Genomic DNA, 20,404 nt, shown 5'->3' on the forward strand with positions numbered 1-20,404 from the left:
CACCAATAGTTGCATAATTAAATTAGATGCATCAAATTAACAACCGTATCCAAGGTTGGGAGGCTAACCGTGTTCAACAACTTTTTTTCAGGGGATCCGGTTATTGAAAAACCGAGAGCCGTTTACGCAAAACTCGATAAAATTGAGTCTCTCGACGGGGTAGGCTCACAATCCGACTCATATGTATATTTTGATACTGTTGACGCAGACTGGTTCAACCGTACTTGGAAAAAATATCGTTCTGAACGAAAACACCAAGATGCTTCAATAAACTGGTTTAAGGTAGCGCCCATATCGATCATTGTGGGAAAAAGAAGCCTGCTCTTTGGAAAATATGTCTCAACAGATGAGCTAGATTCACTGAGACATGAAATAGATGCCCCAACAGATGAAATAGAGGAGAGAGGTAACTGGTATCTTCTAGAATTTGCGAACGATGGCATCCCTGTTGATCAATATTTTGGCCTGTTCTCTCCTCCAGTTTCAAGGGTGATAGCGTCACCTCAAAGAGTATCTGCTGAGTTTGAAAAAAGTCTCGGAGACTGCTTTGACCTCGATGACATTAAAGATGCGACGGTGAGTGATATAAAGAAGACCCTCAATCCCTCGTGCAACTCGGTTGAAGGTGTAGCGGTCTACGATGTTGGTCAGGGTAACTGTAATGCACTGCTTAGAAACGTGTATTCCCCAGCTCCAACATTGTACTTTGACTTTGGAGGAGGAGCTCTGGCTAACCAATCGACCTTTCCGACCAAACTGCGTCACTTCTGCAAATCACTTAAGCAGCCAGTAATTCTATCTCACTGGGATTGGGATCACTGGTCATCGGCTCAGAGAGACTCAGGCATTCTTCAACATACTTGGATTGTACCACGCCAAACATTAGGAGCTGTGCATCGCACATTAGCCGCCAACATAGACAGCAAAGGAAAATTACTGATTTATCCAAATAATATAGGAAGCATACGTGTAGGTTCTGTAGAATTGATCAAATGCCAGGGGCGAGGACGGAATCATTCTGGGCTAGCTTTGATCGCAACTCATCAAATTCTGGATAGGCGTATATTGCTCCCGGGCGATGCCAGATACAACGTTATACCCAATTGTCTGAGTAGAGCTATTACAGCTTTTACTGCACTTGTAGCACCACATCACGGTGCAGATATGCGATTTAGGCGAGTTCCAGGCCCAGACTACTGCGGCTTTAATCGCATTGTTTATTCTTATGGTCCCCAAAACACTTTTTATCATCCGCGACAAATCACTATCGACCGCCATAAAGATGAAGATTGGGATCACAAGCTGGAGACTGCTGAAGCGCGTAAACGCTCTCCCACTCAACTTGGGCATTTGCTACTGACATTTGATAATAGCTATGTGCCAAACACAAGACTGTTTCCTCCATGCGGGGGCAACTGCCAACTAGATCTTGTTGAAGGATAAATTCTTTTCTCGGAAACCTGTCGGCTCATTCCCAAACGTCACCAACAATGTCCCCTAACCAAGGATCACACACGGCTTCTTGATCAAATGCGCGAGATCTAACAAGGTCCATAATCAAACGGAGCTTATCTGAGGCATCTGATGCGGTCCGCTGCTGGCCGCTTTTTCCTGAGAACGCTCCATAGGGGTGACCACCACGGCGCTCAAATTCCTCGATCATATAGCCGTAAGCAGCAGACAATCTCAGCTCGGGAATCCTGTATCTAAGCTTCTCAAAGATTCTGAGCGCTTCTCGATCCAAGTCCCCCCAGAATAGTTTGGTCTTATCGCTTTTGATGAGGGTGGACAACTCTTGGCGCGTATTGTCCACAGGACAAGACACGACCTTACCCATCAGCAATCTCTCGCCAAGATTTTCCAACGAGATGCCGTACCCGAATGAACAGATTCCAATGATCGAACGTTTAGACGGAGACTGAGAAAAGGCAGTAAATGCGGCCATATTTTCTATGAAAACGATAGCATCTGCATCTTCTAGTCTTGGACCTGCTGTCAGGACATATTGAACCCGATTATATCCGGCGTCTTTGGCAACCCCAAAGGCCTCAGCCACTGGCGCACCCAGTGTGTCCAAAGCCTTGGACGAGCCAAGCAAGTGTTTCGCCGAAGTGATATATGGATCTCGGTGACTTACCCCTTTATCGTTGAAAATTGCAATCAAGCCTTCGAGTATTGATATTTGATCAGCTTCGGACAGTTCCAACACTGAGGATGAGACACGCTGTAGTGCCGCTTTTTGTGGAACATTCAGTTTATCTTGGTACTTCGCAATAACCTCTTGCCATCGGGCATACTCGGCAGGGATGTCTTCTCGTTTGAGATCAAGTTGGACGTTGCGCAGGGGCCTCATACCATGGCTGAACACGCCCCGAAGCTCACCCAACGCTTGGAGCTCTCGCAATGACTCTATGATCATTGGTGTATCAAAGCGCTCAGGTAACCTCTCTTCGAGAAGTACCCACAATCTCGACTTCCTTATAGTTCCGGTTCTTGTGCCTGATCGCAGTGCGGCACGCACAATATCGAGATCACCATCTTGCAACAGAATACTCATATCAGCCCTAAAGCCCCAAAGAATTGAGTTTAATGCGTTGCCGATTGATCATCGAAAAGGTCGTCGATAACCTGATTCCTGTTTTGCGTAGCGTCTTTCTGTCTTCGTTGGCCCTGCATATTTGCCATCACCACTTCCCCTGGCCTGATTTTCAATTTGGCCCCGTTTCCGAGCTCAATATCGACATTCGTCCATACGTGCTCACCGTCCTCGCCGATGCCACCTGCCGGCTTACCAACGATAAAACGAGGGAAAATGTCGAAATTGTTCCGGTAGTGAGGAGGGTGAATAAAGCCGATAATCTGAAGGTTACTTTGGAGTTCCAGACTACCTCCGAGAGACAGATCAATTAAGCTTTCATCTGACAAATTGGAGAACAGACCATCAATTATCAAAATGCCCTGCGCCGCATTTTCAGCTTTCCTTCTTAGAATCGGTGACAGCCCTAGCGCCGAGCCCTTTTCTAACGCGTCTCTCTTAAAGGCAAATTCAGCGAGCTTTACAGTCCACAACAATTCCAACGCCGCATATTGACCTTCACTCACACCCTCCCGGTCAAAAGGAAAGGGCCTTCCCCCAATCGAGTTGTGTTGCACCGCAATTTTTGCTTCTGGAAACAGCCGCGGATAAATGATTTTTGCAATTCGATCACGTGCTTGAGCTCTGTTACGTGTCAATTCCGCGGAAGTTGGTTCGCTCTTGGTATTAGCTTCCCGCTCTTCGGTTATCTCAATCTCTTCAAGAACCTGCTCAAGAATACTCTCCCATAGCTCGGGAGCAGCGGTTTCAATCTCGATCTTGAACGTTGCATCTGGCGTTTTTGCGAGGACTTCTTTGAGATATCCAAGATGTACATTTACGCCGTCATCAAGAAGCGTTTTCCACACCTTCATCAAGCTGTCTTTATTCTTTTTGACGTCCCGCTGGATTGCTTCGAGAAGCTCCCTTTGATCATCGATTTTCCCCTTTATCTCGTCAACCAGAGTCCTTACATCAGATGGTTCGGCGCGTGCGATACGTCTAAAAATAGGACCTTTGATATCGTCATCTGCTTCACCAGTGTTGGAGAGCTTTTCCTTTTCCGTCATGAAAGCCTTACGTGCCGATTCCACGGCCTTTAACGCGTCTCTAGCCAAACGCTCGGCCTCACTTCGTTTAGTTCCAAGCTCGTCGCAAATCATGCTGACATGCTCAATAAAGCCCTCTTCTTCGATAAAATATCTATCTTTATCAACAAGGTATCTTCTTATGAATTCGAACCTCTGGAACAAGGGGTCCTGTGCCAGCCTCCCATCTGATGCACCTTCTTTGTCCTTGAAATTCTGCACGAAGCCATAGGCGTCCACATAACGGTAGCAGATTGCGGACACCAGCTGATCGAGCCGCCCTTCCAAAACTAGCGCGCGCTCAATCTTTGCCCGCAGGAGGTTTACATCTCCTTTTGCCTGAGAAACTGCACCACTCAGTTCTTCGTGTTTTGCCTGCGTTGCCTCAAGCTCGTCCTTGATGTTTTCAATGTCCTGTTGACAATCTACATATTTCTGGGCTTTTTCGAAATTAATGCCACGCAACCGATCTCGGTTTTCCTTTAGAATCGCCTTTTGCGCTGCAATTTCAGCCTCAGCATGCTTGAGCCACTCAAATTCCCCTTGATCAAGTAAACGCTGCCATTCTTTCAGAACTTCAATCATTGCCAACTGTGAGGTGAATCCTAACAGTTTCTCTTCAGCGGCAGTCTTTTGGACAGACCTGTGTTCGACGGTTTCACCCAGGTGCTCACGCTGGGCTTCTAACTCTTCAATCTGATTCGTAAGTGATAGGTAATCTCTCTTCAAGATCGTCAGGTTTTCAGCTCCGCCCGCTTTGAGGAATTCCCGTCGATTGGAGATAAGTGTAAATGCTCGTCTTGTGATCCGCTGCTTTGCCAGAGCGGACGCCTCTTCCAAACCGACGATGGAACTCTCAAGTGAGGCCATCGCTTGATCACCACCGGCGTTTTTAAAACCTGATAAAGCAACTGCTGACAAAGATAATGAGCTTTGCTCACCTATGCGCTCAAGCTCTTCTCTAGTATGCTCAAGCCTTGCTTCACTTGACTTAATGTCTGCACGCAATTGCTTTTTCCGACGCTCAAGTGCTTCCGGTTCAACGAGCGCTGCGATCACATCGTTATACTCTCCCAACATCAAACCTGACGAGACACCGCCTTCCCAGGATATCCCGTTTGTTTCCCTGTTCAGAAAGTCTTTGAGGCCTTCCTCAAGAAAAACAGGAACCTGCAAATCTTCTCTATCCAATGCCTGGCGCATAGCCAATGCATCTTTAGGATTCTTGAAAACGGGAACAGCAAGGAACGCCCCGAATTGGCTCGCGAGCTTTTTGCGTTCCGTGTCACTGGAGATACATTCAAGGATCACATCGCTCACCGATTTGTAGCTTTGATCCTCAGTTAGAAGCGAGAACGCACGTAAAACGTCGCCAGATGGGGACACACATGCGTGTTCGAGGCTTCTGAGTTGGAGATGTAAAGTGGTCTGAGTTTCCTGTTCGTGACCGATATCGACGATCAACTGGCCACGTTGGTTACGGGCCCATTCCAACCAGGTATCTGGCTCTGCCTCTGGGCATTCTATCTCAAAGAGCGAACTCGATTGTTTAAGACCAGAAAGGTCATGATGGTTTCGCCGTGCGTCATCTAGTGCTTTGTTACTCTTGAACGAAGCGTCAAGTAGTTGATCTTCAAACGAGTCATTGGGCTCAAGGTCGCCAAACAGAGCTGTGTATTCGCTGTCTTCTGACGCAAAAGTTTCAAGCCTCTTCAACTCAGTATGAAGCTGGTCGATCTGCTTCCTATAGGCATTTAATTTGTCCTCGCTCGACTTAAGCAACTGTTCGCTTTCGCTGAGATCGCGCTTGCACTGCTCCAGTCTTTTCCCCTCCGCATCACAGTTCTTTTGAATCTGATCCGCATGTTCAATTGGAGACCAAGAGAGACCTTTTTCGTGTTTTCTTCCAAACTGATGGAATGCCTCAAAAGACTTGGACAGTTCTGCTTTTCTGCCGACCTTATCTTCGACTTCAGCGTCCAGGCGATCATTTTCGTTCAGGATTTTCTCTTCAGTCCGGATCGGCGCAGACAGTTCTTCAGCAGAGAATCCTCGCTCAACCATGTCATTGTAAGACCGGCGTAAATCCTCAGATTCTTTATGTTCGAGTTTTCGGCGATCGAGACGCTGCTGGGTGTCTGCCAACTCTTGCGCGAGCAGAATTGATTTTTCCGACAGATGATGTGCATCTGCTTCGATTTCAGATCTGTGTTTGCGTAGAGGGTTGGAGTCCATCTGGCTGGAAAGAATATCAAACGCATGATTGATCGCCTCGATCAGTGCGGCTTTTGAAATGCTCCAGCTATCATGTCGCTCTATCACTTTGAGCAGATCACCTAAAACCAACCATGTCGGCTCTTTACCGCCACTATGTTTGACAGGTTTTCCCGAGTCGACCCCAATGTACAGTGTACTTTCAATAACTTGCCGCGCCTTCTTCCCATAATTCACGCCAAGCACATTTTCTAGGAATCGTCTATAATTAAATTCGGGATCGGTGGCGAACTTTTTAAACAGATATGCTCCCCATAGGGCGGGTGCACCTTCGGTATTTGAGCCCTCAAGGGCTGGTACCCAGACGACATTGGCGAGTACCTCTCGCACCAGTTCATTCTCAATAGTCGTTGTTGGTGAACGCAACAAACCTGGCAGCGGATTTTCGTCAACGAGATCACGTAGCAAGACTACAGTTTGCGCCACAACAGACATACGTTCATTCAGCTGTCTTTCCGCTTTTTGTAGAGCGTCCCCCATATCAGCCAGAGGCTGTAAGTCTTTGAGCGTTGCCTCTTGCTCCTTTAGTTCCGTCTCGCGCAACCGCTGCTGTCGCTTTGTACGGCTGAGCTTTCTACCCGAGGCACTGACGTTATCTTCGAAGTATGGGCTTTCTTGGCTCCAATCCCCGTCTGCCCCATTGATGATTTCTCGAATGCGCGGACCCGCCATGAGCTCGGGCGCTATATTTTGCCAGAAGAAGCTGGTGCCAAAGTCCCTGCCCTTAACTCTTTCCGTTTTAAATAACGGCTCGGAATGATCGCCAGCTCCACGCAAAATATGATTGACGTTTCGCTCGAGAACATTTTTGGGCATATAAGCGTAAACTAGGGATCGCCACTCAATGCGATCCTTCCTTGGGCGCACATTCCATTTACTGCCAGGGATAGCTTTTATCGCAGCCTCGACTTCAGAATTTGCATATAGCTCTTCTGCCCCATCGTCTAACAGGCGAGAAATCGGTACCGCATCCAAATCACGGGGGTAGTAGTAGTATATGACGTCTCCGTTGGCATACCCGCACGCGCCAAATGTGACTCTTTTTCCCGGTAAATCCTCTCCAAATGCGCGATGCATATAGACCGGCTGATGAATATCCACCTCAATGAATTCAACACGAACATGGCTCCAGACACCCGCACTTTCCGGTGCCATCCGTTCCTTCATGCGTTTGCATAGACGAGCGTCCAAAGAGAGAATACCCAGCACACTTGACACGATAGAGGTCTTGCCTTTCCCGTTTGTCATCTGGACGGCTGTGTTAAATCCTCCAAATCGAAAACGCGTTGCGCGAAACCTTGGCCTCCATGGCTTCCCGGCCTTTTTGATATTCAGGAAATTTGACGTCTCAAACGCACCAATCAAAGCCATCAATCAAACTCCTCGGAATCCGATTGGCCCACAATATTGGCATTTGGATCCTGCACTGTCGCAAGGTTCAGGGTTCCTTCAACTGGGTCTTCTAGCGGGATTTCAAACAAGTCACCCAAACCGATTTCGACAGAATGTGCGGCTTCTTTAGCCGCAAGGAGAGTTTGCCGAAAAACATCATCACCAACTTGCTCTAGCAATCCCGCTTCCGTCATGGTCATTAAAAATGAGTCGACCCTGATCTGAACTTCTCGATGCGGATCCACCTCAAGGAGTATTTGTGCAAAGATCGCCCGTTTGTCCGGGGCGACGTCAATTCTCGACAAAGTGTCAATGCCTGACATAACCAATCCAACCAGATGCTCTCTTCTAAAATCCGCCCCGGTAAAGCGGGAAACCTCAGTTAGAGATCTTCCATCATAAAGTAGGGCCATGTGATGCGACCAAATGAATATCCACCACGTCCTCGCCGTCTGTTGGGTTTCGTTCTTTTGACGCTTCATCGCCTCCAGCGCGCTATGGCTCCCACCAAACTCCGGCATTCCTGATTGCGGGTTGCGCAAGAACAGGAATGTACGCTCGCCGATTTCCGGGCGTCCCGGACCACCTTCAACAATTTCAAGTTTAAACCCAAATGCCTCAGCGAGTTTTCCAAGAACATCCCATTGCTGAATGTCCAGATCGTCTAACGCCTTTGCAACATCCAGCTCCCCCGGGTGGCTTTTCCGTGTTCCTGAGCCAAGACGCGCCTCTCTGTGACGCAACATAAATGTCAGCAAATGCCCGAGGTTATCATCGATCACTCGGCACCTCTTCGCACTTTACAAGAACGATATCGTTACCTCTGAAATCACCATCGACGAGCGACAACTTCACTTGATCATGAAGCGCTACCGCTACACGAACTTGTCCAATTTGAAAGAAGGGTGGAGCACTAAAATCTGATATCAACTCCTCAACTAAGCGTATCGAGCTCTCTTCAACCCAACCATTCATAATAATCTCGGATAACGGCAGAGGTCCTTCTGCAAGTCGCTGTTCGAAGCGCTTGGCATAAGCATCGATACACTTGAGTTCTTTAAGTGAGAGATTTTCGTCTGCGGGCGGTAGGAGAACTCGGTTGGATTCAGTCTTGGTTGTCCGGCTGATGATAAAGTTTCTAAAATCCACCGGATGAGGTGCAACCGTCCGCGGCAATTGCGGCATCAGCAAATCAACCATGCCCATCATTTCTGCTTCGCTTAAAGGGTCATACGCAAAACGTAGTGCCAGCCTTGAAAAGTCAACGTGGCGTGCAATAACCGCGCCGCGGTCTTGCATTCTGTCAATACATTCAAGAAAGCGCTTCAAGAACCCCTCGAGTGACTGCGCCAGTTCACGCGGTGCACGACGGATCTGGTCCCACAGCACAGCACCCTCGCCATATTTTTCGGTATATTGTTGAAATCGTTCTGCGCAGGATGTCGTGGCAAGGTGTTCGCGCACCTCAAGAAGCGTCTTGAGTGCTCCTTCTATGGTTTCCTGATAGGCACCTCGGTTCTCAAGATAGTAACGCCGCAGTTGCCCAAAACCCGGTTGCTCGGTTGCTGCAACCAGCTGTTCAGCTTCACGATTAATACTACGGACCATCTGGCCGCAAAGGGCGATCATTTTACCAAAATCGCCCAACCTCAACGCTTTGACGACACCATCACTAAGATCTCCAGTATAAATCCATTCTTTGGCGGACTTAGCGATCTGAACAGTTTGATGCCCTCGCGCACTGAGCCTCACGAGCCCGCCAGACCTCGAACGCTCCAACAGTGCGGTATCTTTGGTAACGAATGATTTTGGATTGATTTCTTCCTCTCGCCCCGAGAGGAAATGCACCTCTGTCGGTCGTGCCAAGACCCTTACGACATACTGCACATCCGTCACGCCGAGTTCAGGATGGCGCTGCTGGATTTGATCAATGAAGGGATCTATCGGAATAAATGCCCCTGGCGATTCAAAATCTGAAACGGTTAAATAGTTAAAGAGCTCTAATGCGACATCAAGCCAAAGTCCGCGCAACTCACGGCCAGGGCGTGCTAGTACGACATCTTGCGCAGGTACTCCCACAGCATGCGCTGAGTCATGCAAGTCTACCAACCGGAATGCGCCCAACAACCACTCTAGGTCTTCGGGAATCTCGTGGTCAGAATTCTGCGAGAGGTCGTGCGGCATCTTCACAGCTCAGTGCAAGTTTTATGTGAATTCCGAAGTATAAATAGTTGCAACCAAAGATAGAATATACTTTCATAATTAACACATAGGAACAACTTGAAACTGTTCGAGATCCTATCGGAGCTCCCACGTTTCAGAAAAATCGCCACAGCGTCAGGTTAGGCCATGACAGATACCCCATCCAAAACGCGCATGTCGCGCTCCAGCGTCGGCCCAGGCAGGAATCTTGTTGTCTGTTGCGATGGCACCACCAACGAAATTGGCAAGCAGCTTTCCAATGTGCTTAAGCTCTATCGGATCGCAGAAAAGAGTGAACAGCAGCTGGTCTTTTACCAACCGGGAATTGGCACTGTTGCAATGCCAGACAGTTGGGGAAAGTGGCGGCAAAAGGCCCATGCCACTTTTGAAATGGCGACCGGGAAAGGTCTGGATCGCGACGTATTGGCAGCATACCGCTTTCTGGTAGAAAACTACCGTGAGGGCGACCGAATATATCTGTTTGGCTTTAGCAGAGGCGCATATACGGTTCGCGTATTGGCTGGCATGATCTATCTTGTAGGTTTGTTACGCCAACATCAGGCTAATTTTGCAGGCTATGCGCTTAAAGCCTACAAAAATGCCAAAGAGGATAGTAATTATGCTACCGCCCATGAGTTTCGCGAGATCGTGCGTCCCTATGCTCAGGTTCCGATCGAGTTTCTTGGCGTTTGGGATACGGTGTCCTCAGTCATCGTTCCGGTATGGCTCAGCATCTTTCCAAAGTTCCACCTTGAAGAACTACCATTCGCCTCGATAAATCCGGCAGTCAAGGTGGTTCGCCATGCCGTGGCTATTCATGAATACCGCCGGATGTTCCGCCTGAAAAACTGGGCGAACAGTCAGAAGTTCCAACCGAACCGATATTCACAGGCCACTAATCACACAAAGCAAGACCTGCGCGAGGTCTGGTTCAACGGTTGTCATTCAGATATCGGCGGCGGCTTTGTCGAAGAAGAAAGTGCGCTGTCCAAGTTCCCGTTACGATGGATGCTAGCGCAAGCACGAAACAGGGGCCTGAGAATTCGCACACAAATGGTCAACCATATCGTACTTGGCCACCCAAGGGTCAATGCGCGCCAATACACCAAACCATCGGCTGATGGCCTTTTACACACATCCCTCACGACCGGCTGGAGACTTCTGGAATTTCTGCCCAAGAACGCACATCGCCAAGAATGGCATGAACGAAAAATCTGGTGGAAACGGTTTTATTTTCCTAGGGGGGAGCCCCGCCATATTCCACCAGATAGCCTCATACATATATCCGCCATCGAGCGCTTCAAAGACAATGAAAAGGAACGCCCAAGAAATTGGCCTGCTTCATACGTTATTGAAAAGGCGGAAGGCCCGTGAATAATCCCAAGACTGTCGGTGCCATGAGTCCTCGCGGCCATTCTGCAGCATCCCTTGAGATCGCGCAATTTAAGCAGTTGGCTTCTTTAACGTGATTTACTCGGGCTTCGTGCAACACACCGAAACACAATCACTACGATACACGTTGGATACATAGCGTCTTCGGGATATCGACGTTCAAGAGTGGTCACGCAGTTCTCCAAACTTACCACCGATGCATCCTCCTCAGGGAGATCAAGAACCAAGACGAATCCCAAACGCGAGATGGCGGCATAAGATGCAGCTTGCCCACCTGGAGGGAAAGCTTTCTCAATATCGGCCAAATCTATTGGTTTTTTGCGTCCGCGACGTACTTTCAGTTCAATGGGGATTGAATCATCAAACAGTATGTCTGCCTCTCCACCGAAGCGTTCCGGCTTTTTGACGACGCGTGCGCCAAATTCACTCCGCAGGCGCTCATAGATAAATGGTAGAAAAAACTTGTCTTCAATCTGAAGAGTTTTTTCGTCTTTATGCTGCTCCAGCCAAACTTCGGCTAGCTCTCTCATGAGACTCGGTTCTTCGATACAAAACGAGGCTCTTCGAAGAAGCCCTGAGCATATTGCACCAAACGACTGCTCAAGTTCGGCTTTCCCACCAAACACTAATCCCTGACGTACGTGCTGATGTAAACGATGATACAGAACGAGCTCAGTTTCATTCAGCAAAGATCTCGTTTGGGGACTAAGTCCCGCATCCACAGCACCAAAGATATTTTGTTTTGCTGGCCGCCGAACAAAATAGCGAACAACAACATCGTTTCGCTCGCGGGGATCACTCTCCAAATCAAGGTCAATCAGATCAAGATAACCGTTCACTTCTAGGAACAATGGTAGAAGAATTTTATCCTCTAACCCCGAAGTGCCAATTCCAAGCATTGTTAAATCCATGTTGTCAAAAACTTGGATCGCCCACCTAAAGGGAATTCTATTAGACAGCAGGGTGAATTCCGTTTCTCCCGTCGTATCAAACCGTTCGTCTAATTGATTTACGAGAAGCTCCACCTGCTTTCTGAAATCTATACGCGGCCCAGAATCTCCGGGTCGATTCTGGGCTGTCGCAAGGAGCATGAGGAGTTTTGAAGAAAGCTCCAAAGCAAAAGGGATACGTTTGGAAACCTCTTCACATAGAACTTTCGGGCAGACCGCTATGTCAAAGACTTGCAGTCCATCAACTTCCGCACATGAAACACGCTCTACACACGGAGCAAGCTCATCAACCTCGCTACCTGTTTCCAGCCATTTGAGTCGAGTTGCGATATGATCTTGGTAATGCTCAAGAAGGGTTTTCTCTTCTCCTGTGGGGCTCATTTCAACTCCAGTCAGAGCTGACAGAGCATCACCGACAAGTTCTGACATTTTATGCGTATGCCTAATCGTTTCAGCTGCGAGACTAGACACCAACGCTTCTTTGCTGACCTTTCGAAAGAAATCGCAGAGAGATAGCTGAACAGTTATTGTTCGCTCAAGTTTAGGGTCTGGGCATTTCATCAAAACGAGCCGTGCAAAGAAGGTCTCACAAAGTTCGGTAAAGCGGAGCTTATGATGCTCGCGGGCAATGAAGCCCCCCATTTTCTCCGTATCATTTTCGGTCATCAGATTGCCTCTAAGGCTTGTGTCGTCACCAATTTTGTTTGCAAGAAACTAGAAGAGTTGTTGATCGTGTCACCCTGCTGATTGAGCTTGGGGACTCCCCGTTAATCTCACATTCCCATCTTCCCCATGTTGCGCTGCCCACTCCGACAACTGCTCGAGCAACTGGTCAAGATGTGGTTTCTGCGAATCGTAACCATCTGGATCCGGTGAGCCTTCAACGTATAACTCAATCATTCGGTCAAGAACCATTTCGCCAACTGCTTTGTCAGATGTCACAGCCTTGTAGGCTTCATAGGGTTTGTCTTTGCCAAGCTCCTCTCCACCAAGAAACCGTTCAAAGTCGGGAATACTCCAACGATGTCGAACATTGATACCGTCTTGACGACACGCGATAACAGCTTCGCGAATAGAGTTGTTAATTGTCCACATGGGGTTGTGGCTCTCGCCAGACTTGGAGAAAGGCCAATCAACATCATGAACAATCCCAAAGTCTGTCTTGAAATGATGCAAGATCTTCATGAGCGGTATCAGTATCGCTTTGCCTCGTGCTCGAATGATGCTGGCACTCCGCTTCAAATTGGAGTCTTCATTCTGAACAGAGCCAAGGAACGCAGCCTGTTCGGTATCTCCCTCCACCAGGATAGGATAACTGCCAAAAAAAACTTCAGCCAAACTGACATCCGTCAATTGCAGTGCCTTCAGGTTTTCTTTCTCATCAGGGGAGAACGACACCTGGTCTGCTACATAGATAAGCGGCGAGATCGATTTTCCGTCGACAGACCGCTCCAATCTTGCGATCGTCGTGTGATCTTCCAACGGGTTGATGAAATAAGGCGAGTGCGTTGTGATAAGCACTTGCCAATCTGGATGATTGGCGAGTGCATAGAGATGCGTTTGAGCCAAACGGGCCGCCATCGGATGCAACGCATTTTCCGGCTCGTCCATGAGCAATATATAGCCGGGCAATGCAGGGTCTTCCGCGTCGGCAGGAAAATCTCCGGTACCGTCTAAGGCAGCAAGTGTCGCAGCTAACTGTTCTATTTTGGCCTCATCTCTTGTTTTCTTCTTTTCTTCGCTGATCAAAGCCTTCTCAACAGCGGTACGACGCTCCTTGTCACGCTCCATCTCGTTATGGACCTGTAGCATCGACCAAAAAAGTGCTCGGCGCGCTCCCGTGCCTTGCTGGGTAAGCTGAGACTTTCCACTTGCCTCCTCGATCCTTATTCCTGATCCCTGTTTAAGTAAGGTCTCAATTTTCAAATCTGGTGGTGGCATTTCCACTTGCAGCTTTACCCCGAGATCAGGAAATACAGCTTGCAAGCTCCCCATCACTTTTTCTGAGATTTCATTTATCCGTGCTTCGTGCGGTACAGCCACTTTATTCACTGTATCGGCAAGTGCCAGTCTTGCTTTAAACAGATCCGAATTCTCGTCCTTCGCGGACGCCTTTAACTCGGTCACGATGGGGCTCAAAGCCAAAGTGAGGAGCACTTCTTCCGTTTTGATCGCGTCATCTAGAGAACCGACACGCATTGGCTTTGGTAAACGAGACTTGAATACATTGTCGGCCCCGCCGGCCTTACCATCACTTGCCCAGTCCTCGACCTCTGGATCCCAAGTCTCACGCGTAATGCCTTCACGATCTGCAGGCCATATCCAGCGACTTCGTACGATGCGCAGACCGTTGCCGTCATCAAATTTCCATTTCTCGTCAACATTGCCCATACCCTCAGGGATATGCACATCAAGTTGAATTTCCGACGCTTCACCTTCGGGAGCCCAATTGCAACGATCCTTGGCATAATCGAATGAACTCGGCGTGTGCGCCAGCTCGTAGGCTCTCAGGATTGTAGTCTTTCCGGCGTTGTTTGCACCAACCAGGCAAAGAATATTGTCCAGCTTAACGGTCAATGTCTCGCTGCCAATACATCCGACATTCTTTACGGAAATACTTACTAGTTTTGATCTCATCTCTCCCCCCATTTGCCAAAGGAACGTCCCAATCAGAAGGTATGAAAAAACCTTCCAGATCGATTTGTGCAATTTGATGGGAGCCATTCTAGACCAGAAGCAAACGTCAATGCTTGATCAACCACGCCCCAATTAAGAGTAGGGGGGCTATGCAAAGGTGGTTAATGGTTTGCTGGAAAGTGCCAAAACTATTGGTATCACAAAATCCGCTTCAACTGGGTTATCCCACTACATATTTTGTCATGGGTAGCACTCCTGCCCTCAATTCGGCCAACATCTCGGAAGAATAGCAGAGTTTAAACGGCAGCAATTTCGCCTTTAGTACTCGTGTCAGAATGTGCAATGAGACTTAACGGTTCACATTGTCTTTTTTCGAGCGATCAGGATTGTCGCGCGCGTATTCCCGACCATTGATCTTCACAACATGGGCGTCAGGATGCTGACCTTTTTTAATCTCGTTCACTATTTGCTTACGCGGAACATTCTTACGAGGTCCAACGTCGTAGTGCTCGTTGCGCCCACCGGGACCGTCGTTCTTTCCTTTGATCTTGGTCATCATCAAGCTCCTTGGAAATCTACTGAAAGCACAGAATAAAACAACTTCAGCGAATCTTCACTTAAAAATAATCAACCAAAAGACACTATTCACCTATTTGCGCCACCGATGATCGAAACAGGGCCCTGCCATCTGCCTTTTCTTCTTGGCCGAACAGTAGATGAATTTGTCCGTTAAAAGACCTTAACGGACAAATTCACAGCCGAAACGATTGCCCGCCTGCTTGACAGGGTATCCTCTCCACCCAACATCTCAATTCTGGGCTGTCGGCACCGTTTGGCTCTAAGCCTCCCCCGACAGACAATGGCCAAAGCTCGCCAATCTCCGGCGGGCTTTGGCTTCTCCGAAACGATCGGCTCGCCGAGAGGCCAGGCCGCACCGCGCCGCCTATCTTTCGCCCAGGGAAAAGGGTCAGTCCGGCTTCGGGTGCTTTTCCAGATATTCGCCGATCTTTATGCCAATGAGCAGCAGGACGAAAAAGGCCCCGGTGCCGAAGAGAAAAAGATTGATGCTGGTGGAATCCATAGGGACCTCCCTTGTCATGCATCCAACTCTCGACCCATGTCACCCTTGTATGATGGGCGAAACGGGACGACATTTCCAGCTTGTTGACGGGCAGAAGAGATAAAACGGGAGGCACGGACCACGGCAGCGCACTTCAGCCAGAACCCCAGAGCGACTGCGGTCGCGCTCAAGGCCTATCGCAATATTGCACACAACTGGGCATTGTCCGCCCGTCAGGCGGCAGCCCTTGCCGATATGTCCCCGGGCAAATGGCGCGGCGCGCGCCGCCCGAATTATCGCGGCCGGATCAATGTCGATCAGATGCTCAGGCTGAGCGCACTGATCGGCATCTATCGCAGCCTTGAGCTGTATTTTAACACGCCGATCGCCCGCTCCTGGATATTGCTGCCCAATCAGGGGCCGCTGTTTCTTGGGGCGAAACCCCTTGATGTCATGATCGCAGATGGATTGCCAGCTCTGCTTACAACCCGGCAATATCTAGACAACTGTCTGGACGGACAGTGATAGCGCGTATCGGTTTCAGATCAGATACCGGCAATAGCCAAGATTGCTTTGAAACTGTTGACCAAGGTGAGTCATCTGCCATCGAGGCGAAATGACTCTCCGAACCGAGATACTGGCTGGTCGACTCCCTCTCCTGCATGTCAGACTGCTCTTAGAGTTTATTCCTCAAACAGTGCCACGCATTCGTAGCATTGAGCACGATTGCGGATACGGAGTTTGGTCAAGGGTGGAGCCGCCATTGGTCCAGTAAAGGGACAGGGTTTTGCGGCGTGTAAGAGCAGGTCTGTTTATCGTCTAGGGCAGCACGTCGCAGTGACATCACGAACCGCGCATTTATCGACCACCTCTTTCCAGTGCACATTCAAGTGCCCGGCGACGGCCTCACCATCCGCTCCCAAACAAGCAGGAAGTCCCGCTTAGCTACCCAGACGGAAAAACAGAAGCAGATTGCTCCGTCACGAGGATCAGAGCCGCAGATAGCATCGGAAAACCCGTTTGACATGATATTAGATATCGAAGTACTTAAATGGGAGACTATAAAGAACACCAACTAAAGTAAAAAATCGGGAGGAAGAGATGGAAAAGGTCGAGCGGCCTGTCATATCCGAGACAACAGGCTTGTGGGGGAGCGATCTGATCGCGGAGATGCTGCGTGCTCTCGATGTCGAATATGTAGCGCTTAATCCCGGTTCCAGTTTTCGTGGGCTGCATGACAGCCTTGTTAATCATCTGGGCAACGAAAATCCTCAAATGCTGTTGTGCCTTCATGAAGAACATACCGTCGCAATTGCACATGGCTGGGCGAAGGTAACCGGACGGCCTATGGCCGCGATTGTGCATGCAAATGTCGGTTTAATGCATGCGACAATGTCTATCTACAATGCCTGGTGTGACCGAGTCCCTGTTATGGTCTTTGGGGCAACCGGTCCTGTCGATGCGACGGAACGACGACCTTGGATAGATTGGATCCACACGTCGCGCGATCAGGCGGCGATTGTTCGGCCATATGTCAAATGGGATGATCAACCTGCATCGTTATCTGCTTCGCTTGAGGCCATGATTCGCGGCGCTTTAATTGCAAAAACAGCACCCATGGCTCCTGTGTATATTTGTTTTGATGTTGCAGTACAGGAAGAGGCTGTCACAGCCCCGATCAAGACACCCGATCCAAGGCGTTTTAAGTTGCCTATGTCACAGGGATTATTGCCCGACGCGCTTGCGGAACTTCACACGCGGCTAAAAGAGTCCCGGTCCCCAGTATTTCTTATGGGCCGAGTTTCTCGGTCTGCAGATGACTGGGCATACCGAGTGGCTTTGGCAGAGCATTTCAATGCTCGCGTTCTCACCGATATCAAACTGGGTGCGGCCTTTCCGACAGACCATTCTCTTCATTCCGGAACGCCAGGATTTTTCCTTTCCCCTGATGGTGCAAAAGTCCTCAACGAAGCTGATTTGATTGTCAGTTTTGACTGGGTAGACGTTGCGGGCACACTCAAACAGGCTGGCGCTCAGGCCGAGAATGCACCACTCGTTCAGCTATCGGTTGATCACCAACTTCACAATGGCTGGAGCCTTGATCATCAGGCCGCGGTTCGAGCTGATCTGCATATTGCGGCTGAGCCCGACATCGTCATACGTACACTATGTAAAGAGGTCGGTTTAACACCCCAATTGAAACCGCAGAACTTGCCGGCTTTCAGTACCGGAAAGTTGACAGATGATTTGGGACCTATGGATGTAGATACCCTTGCTGCGGCCCTCGGCGATGGGCTTAAAAACGAGGTTGTGTCTCTTGTTCGTCTGCCATTGAGTTGGGGCGGGGATTTGTGGCATTTCCGTCATCCACTTGACTATCTTGGCTATGACGGTGGCGCAGGTATTGCCTCAGGGCCGGGTATGCTGGTCGGGGCAGCACTGGCACTGAAGGGTACAGATCGGCTACCCGTTGCCGTGTTGGGGGATGGCGATTACCTTATGGGTGTTTCGGCCTTCTGGACCGCGGCCCGTTACGGTATCCCTTTCCTCGCGATCATTGCCAATAATCGATCTTTCTATAATGACGAAATCCATCAGGAAAAAGTTGCCGTCAGCCGTGAACGTCCAGTTGAAAACAAATGGATCGGTCAGCATATTGGAGGACCTGATATCGATCTTGCCGCCATGGCCCGCGCGCAAGGGGTAAAGGCCATTGGTCCCGTGACCAATGCGCGTGATTTGAAATCGGCAATTGAGGTGGCACTCGAGGATGTCAGACAGGGCAATGCTGTCGTTATCGATGCACGCATCACCCCGGGTTACAGCAAAGCAATGTCTGCGGGAATGACCCGCACGGCGGATGAAACAGCAGAGTAAATATGGCATGTGTCAACCATGCTTGATATGCTGTGTATCAAGCATGTTTGACTCCTCTATACGACGACTGTATCAGTCAAACGCAAAATATTTCAGTTGGCTTTAAGGGCGTCGTTTTGTTCATGACCGATAAAGAAAACAGAGTTCCCAATTCGCGAGAGCGTCTTGCTCATATTATCCGGTTGGCAACTCGGGGTTTTAACCGGTCTTTGCAAATACGTTTGGCCTCTCATCATGTTACGTTCGGGCAGTGGATATTTTTACGCATCCTGTGGGAGCAGGAAGGTCTGACACAACGTGAGTTGAGTGAAGAAGCCGGATTAACTGAACCCACAACCCACACGGCTCTGCAGCGGCTTGAAGCGCTTGGTTTTCTTGAAAAAAGAACGCTAGCCGGAAACAAGCGAAAACAGCATGTGTTTCTGACCAAGCGTGGCAAAGAACTGCGCATCGAACTTGAACCGCTTGCCGTAGAGGTGAACGAGGTTGCGCTGGCAGGATTGTCATCTTCCGAGTTGGATATAATCCGTAAGGGGATGCTTCTGATTCTGGATAATCTTGAAGAGGATGAGCGAAAAGCAGGTGAAGAGGGGCGAAAGGTCCCTCCTACCCGCATTCCGACTTAAGTTTTTTTCAGGTATTTAACACGGCGCGGTCGCAGAAAGCCTCTCGATAAAGGTATCGGTCGTGGTTATTTCGCGAAGCGGCATGTTTTCGCTTCCGGCATCTGGATTTGCATCATAATTCAGTCCTTCACCATCCCAGAACCACCAATAGACAACATTTCCTTGTCGGTCCCTGATGGGAATACGGAATGTCGGGAAGGTGCTGTCACTGGAGGGGACCTTCGTGCTTGTCACTTTTCGCCCTTCAAGCATGCCTCGCTCGATTGCGGAAAATAACGGCAGCATAACCGTGAAGACTGATTGACCTGATGCGAGTTCGAGAATGTTTTCCGGAGGTTTTTTGTAGTAACCCGGCAATGCACGAATGACTTCTGGATAGGCCGGGTGATTATGTGTGATCTGTACATAGGCAAAACCACCCGGAAGTTTGACCTCAATCACATCGCCTGGCTGAAACTGTTTCATTTTCCTATCCCAGTGTTACGTCGAGGCCAATATCAAGGGTTGGTGCCGAGATCGTGATTTTCGAGCTTGAGATATAATCAACCCCGGTTTCAGCAACGTCCTTGATGGTGTCGATATTGATGCCACCGGATGCTTCGATCCGCGCACGGCCGGCATTAAGGGCAACCGCCTCTTTCAGACCGTTGATGCCGAAATTATCAACCAGCACCGTTGATGCGCCCGCTGCAAGGGCTTCTTCAAGCTGTATCAGCGTGTCGACTTCGATCTCGATTACGACAAGATGGCCGACATAATTGCGGGCAGCTTCAATTGCGTTGGTGATAGATCCGCAAACGGCAATGTGGTTGTCTTTGATCAGGACGGCATCATCAAGACCAAAGCGATGGTTGGCACCGCCCCCACAGCGCACCGCATACTTTTCAAATGCGCGCAGGCCCGGTGTGGTTTTCCGCGTACAGCAAATGCGTGCCTTTGTATGAGCAATTAGATCTGCGAACTTTGCGGTTGTCGTTGCGATGCCTGACAGATGGCACAGGTAGTTTAGCGCAACGCGTTCCGATGACAGTATGGCACGTGCATTGCCGGTCACCCGGGCGATTTCATCACCCGGGGCCAGAACATCTCCATCCTTCTTGAATGCCTCAAACGCCAGCCCCGCACCGGCAAGTGCAAAGGAACTTCGTGCGAAATCGACACCACATAAACGCCCGGCTTCACGCGAGACCAAAGATACTTTTGCACTGAGATCAGGACCAATTGTTGCATCCGTGGTCAGGTCGCCGGCGCGTCCAAGATCCTCCTTAAGGGCGGCGCGAACGCCTTCCTCGATCAGAATGTGCGGCAAGGAGGGCATGACTGCAGATGTT

At 49.4% G+C, this 20,404-nt stretch carries 14 protein-coding genes; 5 read left to right on the forward strand and 9 right to left on the reverse strand.

From position 1 onward, the window contains the following. Positions 1–69: 69 nt before the first annotated feature. Entirely contained in the window at positions 70–1,443 is a 1,374-nt protein-coding gene (locus tag AUQ41_RS20615; RefSeq protein ID WP_143588683.1) for a hypothetical protein, read from the forward strand. Positions 1,444–1,468: 25 nt separating this feature from the next. Here AUQ41_RS20615 and AUQ41_RS01660 read toward each other — a convergent pair whose 3' ends face one another. The 4 genes from AUQ41_RS01660 to AUQ41_RS01675 form a co-directional block, all read right to left on the reverse strand. Further along, entirely contained in the window at positions 1,469–2,467 is a 999-nt protein-coding gene (locus tag AUQ41_RS01660; RefSeq protein WP_063086213.1) for a Wadjet anti-phage system protein JetD domain-containing protein, read from the reverse strand. A gap of 119 nt (positions 2,468–2,586) precedes the next feature. Further along, positions 2,587–7,308 carry a hypothetical protein gene (locus AUQ41_RS01665; protein ID WP_063086216.1) on the reverse strand — a complete coding sequence of 1,574 codons (4,722 nt, stop codon included), beginning with the start codon at positions 7,306–7,308 and terminating at the stop codon, positions 2,587–2,589. Next, positions 7,308–8,111, reverse strand: coding sequence for a hypothetical protein (locus AUQ41_RS01670; protein ID WP_063086218.1), 804 nt, complete (start codon positions 8,109–8,111; stop codon positions 7,308–7,310). The genes AUQ41_RS01665 and AUQ41_RS01670 overlap by 1 nt, the downstream gene beginning before the upstream one ends. Then, positions 8,101–9,513, reverse strand: coding sequence for a hypothetical protein (locus tag AUQ41_RS01675; RefSeq protein ID WP_063086219.1), 1,413 nt, complete (start codon positions 9,511–9,513; stop codon positions 8,101–8,103). Before AUQ41_RS01675 ends, AUQ41_RS01670 begins: the two co-directional genes overlap by 11 nt. A gap of 165 nt (positions 9,514–9,678) precedes the next feature. Between AUQ41_RS01675 and AUQ41_RS01680 the strand changes: the two genes are divergently transcribed. Further along, on the forward strand, positions 9,679–10,905 hold the full coding sequence (locus AUQ41_RS01680) for a DUF2235 domain-containing protein (protein ID WP_083952713.1): 1,227 nt from the start codon (positions 9,679–9,681) through the stop codon (positions 10,903–10,905). A gap of 86 nt (positions 10,906–10,991) precedes the next feature. On the opposite strand, the gene AUQ41_RS01685 is transcribed toward AUQ41_RS01680, so the two are convergent. The 3 genes from AUQ41_RS01685 to AUQ41_RS01695 form a co-directional block, all read right to left on the reverse strand. Beyond that, complete coding sequence (locus AUQ41_RS01685) at positions 10,992–12,539, reverse strand: hypothetical protein (RefSeq protein WP_063086220.1); 1,548 nt, start codon at positions 12,537–12,539, stop codon at positions 10,992–10,994. A gap of 69 nt (positions 12,540–12,608) precedes the next feature. Then, positions 12,609–14,510, reverse strand: coding sequence for an ATP-dependent endonuclease (locus tag AUQ41_RS01690; protein WP_083952733.1), 1,902 nt, complete (start codon positions 14,508–14,510; stop codon positions 12,609–12,611). A 349-nt stretch (positions 14,511–14,859) separates the two neighbouring features. After that, on the reverse strand, positions 14,860–15,066 hold the full coding sequence (locus AUQ41_RS01695) for a DUF3892 domain-containing protein (RefSeq protein ID WP_063086221.1): 207 nt from the start codon (positions 15,064–15,066) through the stop codon (positions 14,860–14,862). Positions 15,067–15,792: 726 nt separating this feature from the next. On the opposite strand from AUQ41_RS01695, the gene AUQ41_RS01700 reads away from it, so the two are divergent. The 3 genes from AUQ41_RS01700 to AUQ41_RS01710 all read left to right on the forward strand — a co-directional run bounded on the left by AUQ41_RS01700 (position 15,793) and on the right by AUQ41_RS01710 (position 19,073). Beyond that, a complete protein-coding gene (locus tag AUQ41_RS01700) occupies positions 15,793–16,095 on the forward strand; it encodes a hypothetical protein (protein WP_198155600.1) in 303 nt (100 codons plus the stop codon). Between the two features lie 576 nt (positions 16,096–16,671). Continuing rightward, on the forward strand, positions 16,672–18,447 hold the full coding sequence (locus AUQ41_RS01705; protein ID WP_063086225.1) for a thiamine pyrophosphate-binding protein: 1,776 nt from the start codon (positions 16,672–16,674) through the stop codon (positions 18,445–18,447). A gap of 122 nt (positions 18,448–18,569) precedes the next feature. Next, positions 18,570–19,073 carry a MarR family winged helix-turn-helix transcriptional regulator gene (locus tag AUQ41_RS01710; RefSeq protein WP_063086228.1) on the forward strand — a complete coding sequence of 168 codons (504 nt, stop codon included), beginning with the start codon at positions 18,570–18,572 and terminating at the stop codon, positions 19,071–19,073. 15 nt (positions 19,074–19,088) lie between these two features. Here AUQ41_RS01710 and AUQ41_RS01715 read toward each other — a convergent pair whose 3' ends face one another. Further along, positions 19,089–19,538 (reverse strand): hypothetical protein, encoded by a 450-nt coding sequence (locus AUQ41_RS01715; protein ID WP_063086230.1) that lies wholly within the window; start codon positions 19,536–19,538, stop codon positions 19,089–19,091. A gap of 4 nt (positions 19,539–19,542) precedes the next feature. Continuing rightward, the gene (nadC, locus tag AUQ41_RS01720; RefSeq protein WP_196871246.1) at positions 19,543–20,391 is read right to left on the reverse strand and encodes a carboxylating nicotinate-nucleotide diphosphorylase; all 849 of its coding nucleotides are present in this window, start codon (positions 20,389–20,391) and stop codon (positions 19,543–19,545) included. Between the last annotated feature and the right edge of the window lie 13 nt (positions 20,392–20,404).

It is taken from the genome of Thalassospira sp. MCCC 1A02898, assembly GCF_001618185.1.
In the GTDB taxonomy this organism is placed as follows: Bacteria; Pseudomonadota; Alphaproteobacteria; order Rhodospirillales; family Thalassospiraceae; genus Thalassospira; species Thalassospira tepidiphila.

Bases quoted from the DNA above. Each gene is read 5' to 3' on its own strand.
- AUQ41_RS01665 (WP_063086216.1), bottom strand. From the start codon at position 7,308: ATGGCTTTGATTGGTGCGTTTGAGACGTCAAATTTCCTGAATATCAAA.
- AUQ41_RS01675 (WP_063086219.1), bottom strand. From the start codon at position 9,513: ATGCCGCACGACCTCTCGCAGAATTCTGACCACGAGATTCCCGAAGAC.
- AUQ41_RS01680 (WP_083952713.1), top strand. From the start codon at position 9,679: ATGACAGATACCCCATCCAAAACGCGCATGTCGCGCTCCAGCGTCGGC.
- AUQ41_RS01685 (WP_063086220.1), bottom strand. From the start codon at position 12,539: ATGACCGAAAATGATACGGAGAAAATGGGGGGCTTCATTGCCCGCGAG.
- AUQ41_RS01690 (WP_083952733.1), bottom strand. From the start codon at position 14,510: ATGAGATCAAAACTAGTAAGTATTTCCGTAAAGAATGTCGGATGTATT.
- AUQ41_RS01695 (WP_063086221.1), bottom strand. From the start codon at position 15,066: ATGACCAAGATCAAAGGAAAGAACGACGGTCCCGGTGGGCGCAACGAG.
- AUQ41_RS01705 (WP_063086225.1), top strand. From the start codon at position 16,672: ATGGAAAAGGTCGAGCGGCCTGTCATATCCGAGACAACAGGCTTGTGG.
- AUQ41_RS01710 (WP_063086228.1), top strand. From the start codon at position 18,570: ATGACCGATAAAGAAAACAGAGTTCCCAATTCGCGAGAGCGTCTTGCT.
- AUQ41_RS01715 (WP_063086230.1), bottom strand. From the start codon at position 19,538: ATGAAACAGTTTCAGCCAGGCGATGTGATTGAGGTCAAACTTCCGGGT.
- nadC (WP_196871246.1), bottom strand. From the start codon at position 20,391: ATGCCCTCCTTGCCGCACATTCTGATCGAGGAAGGCGTTCGCGCCGCC.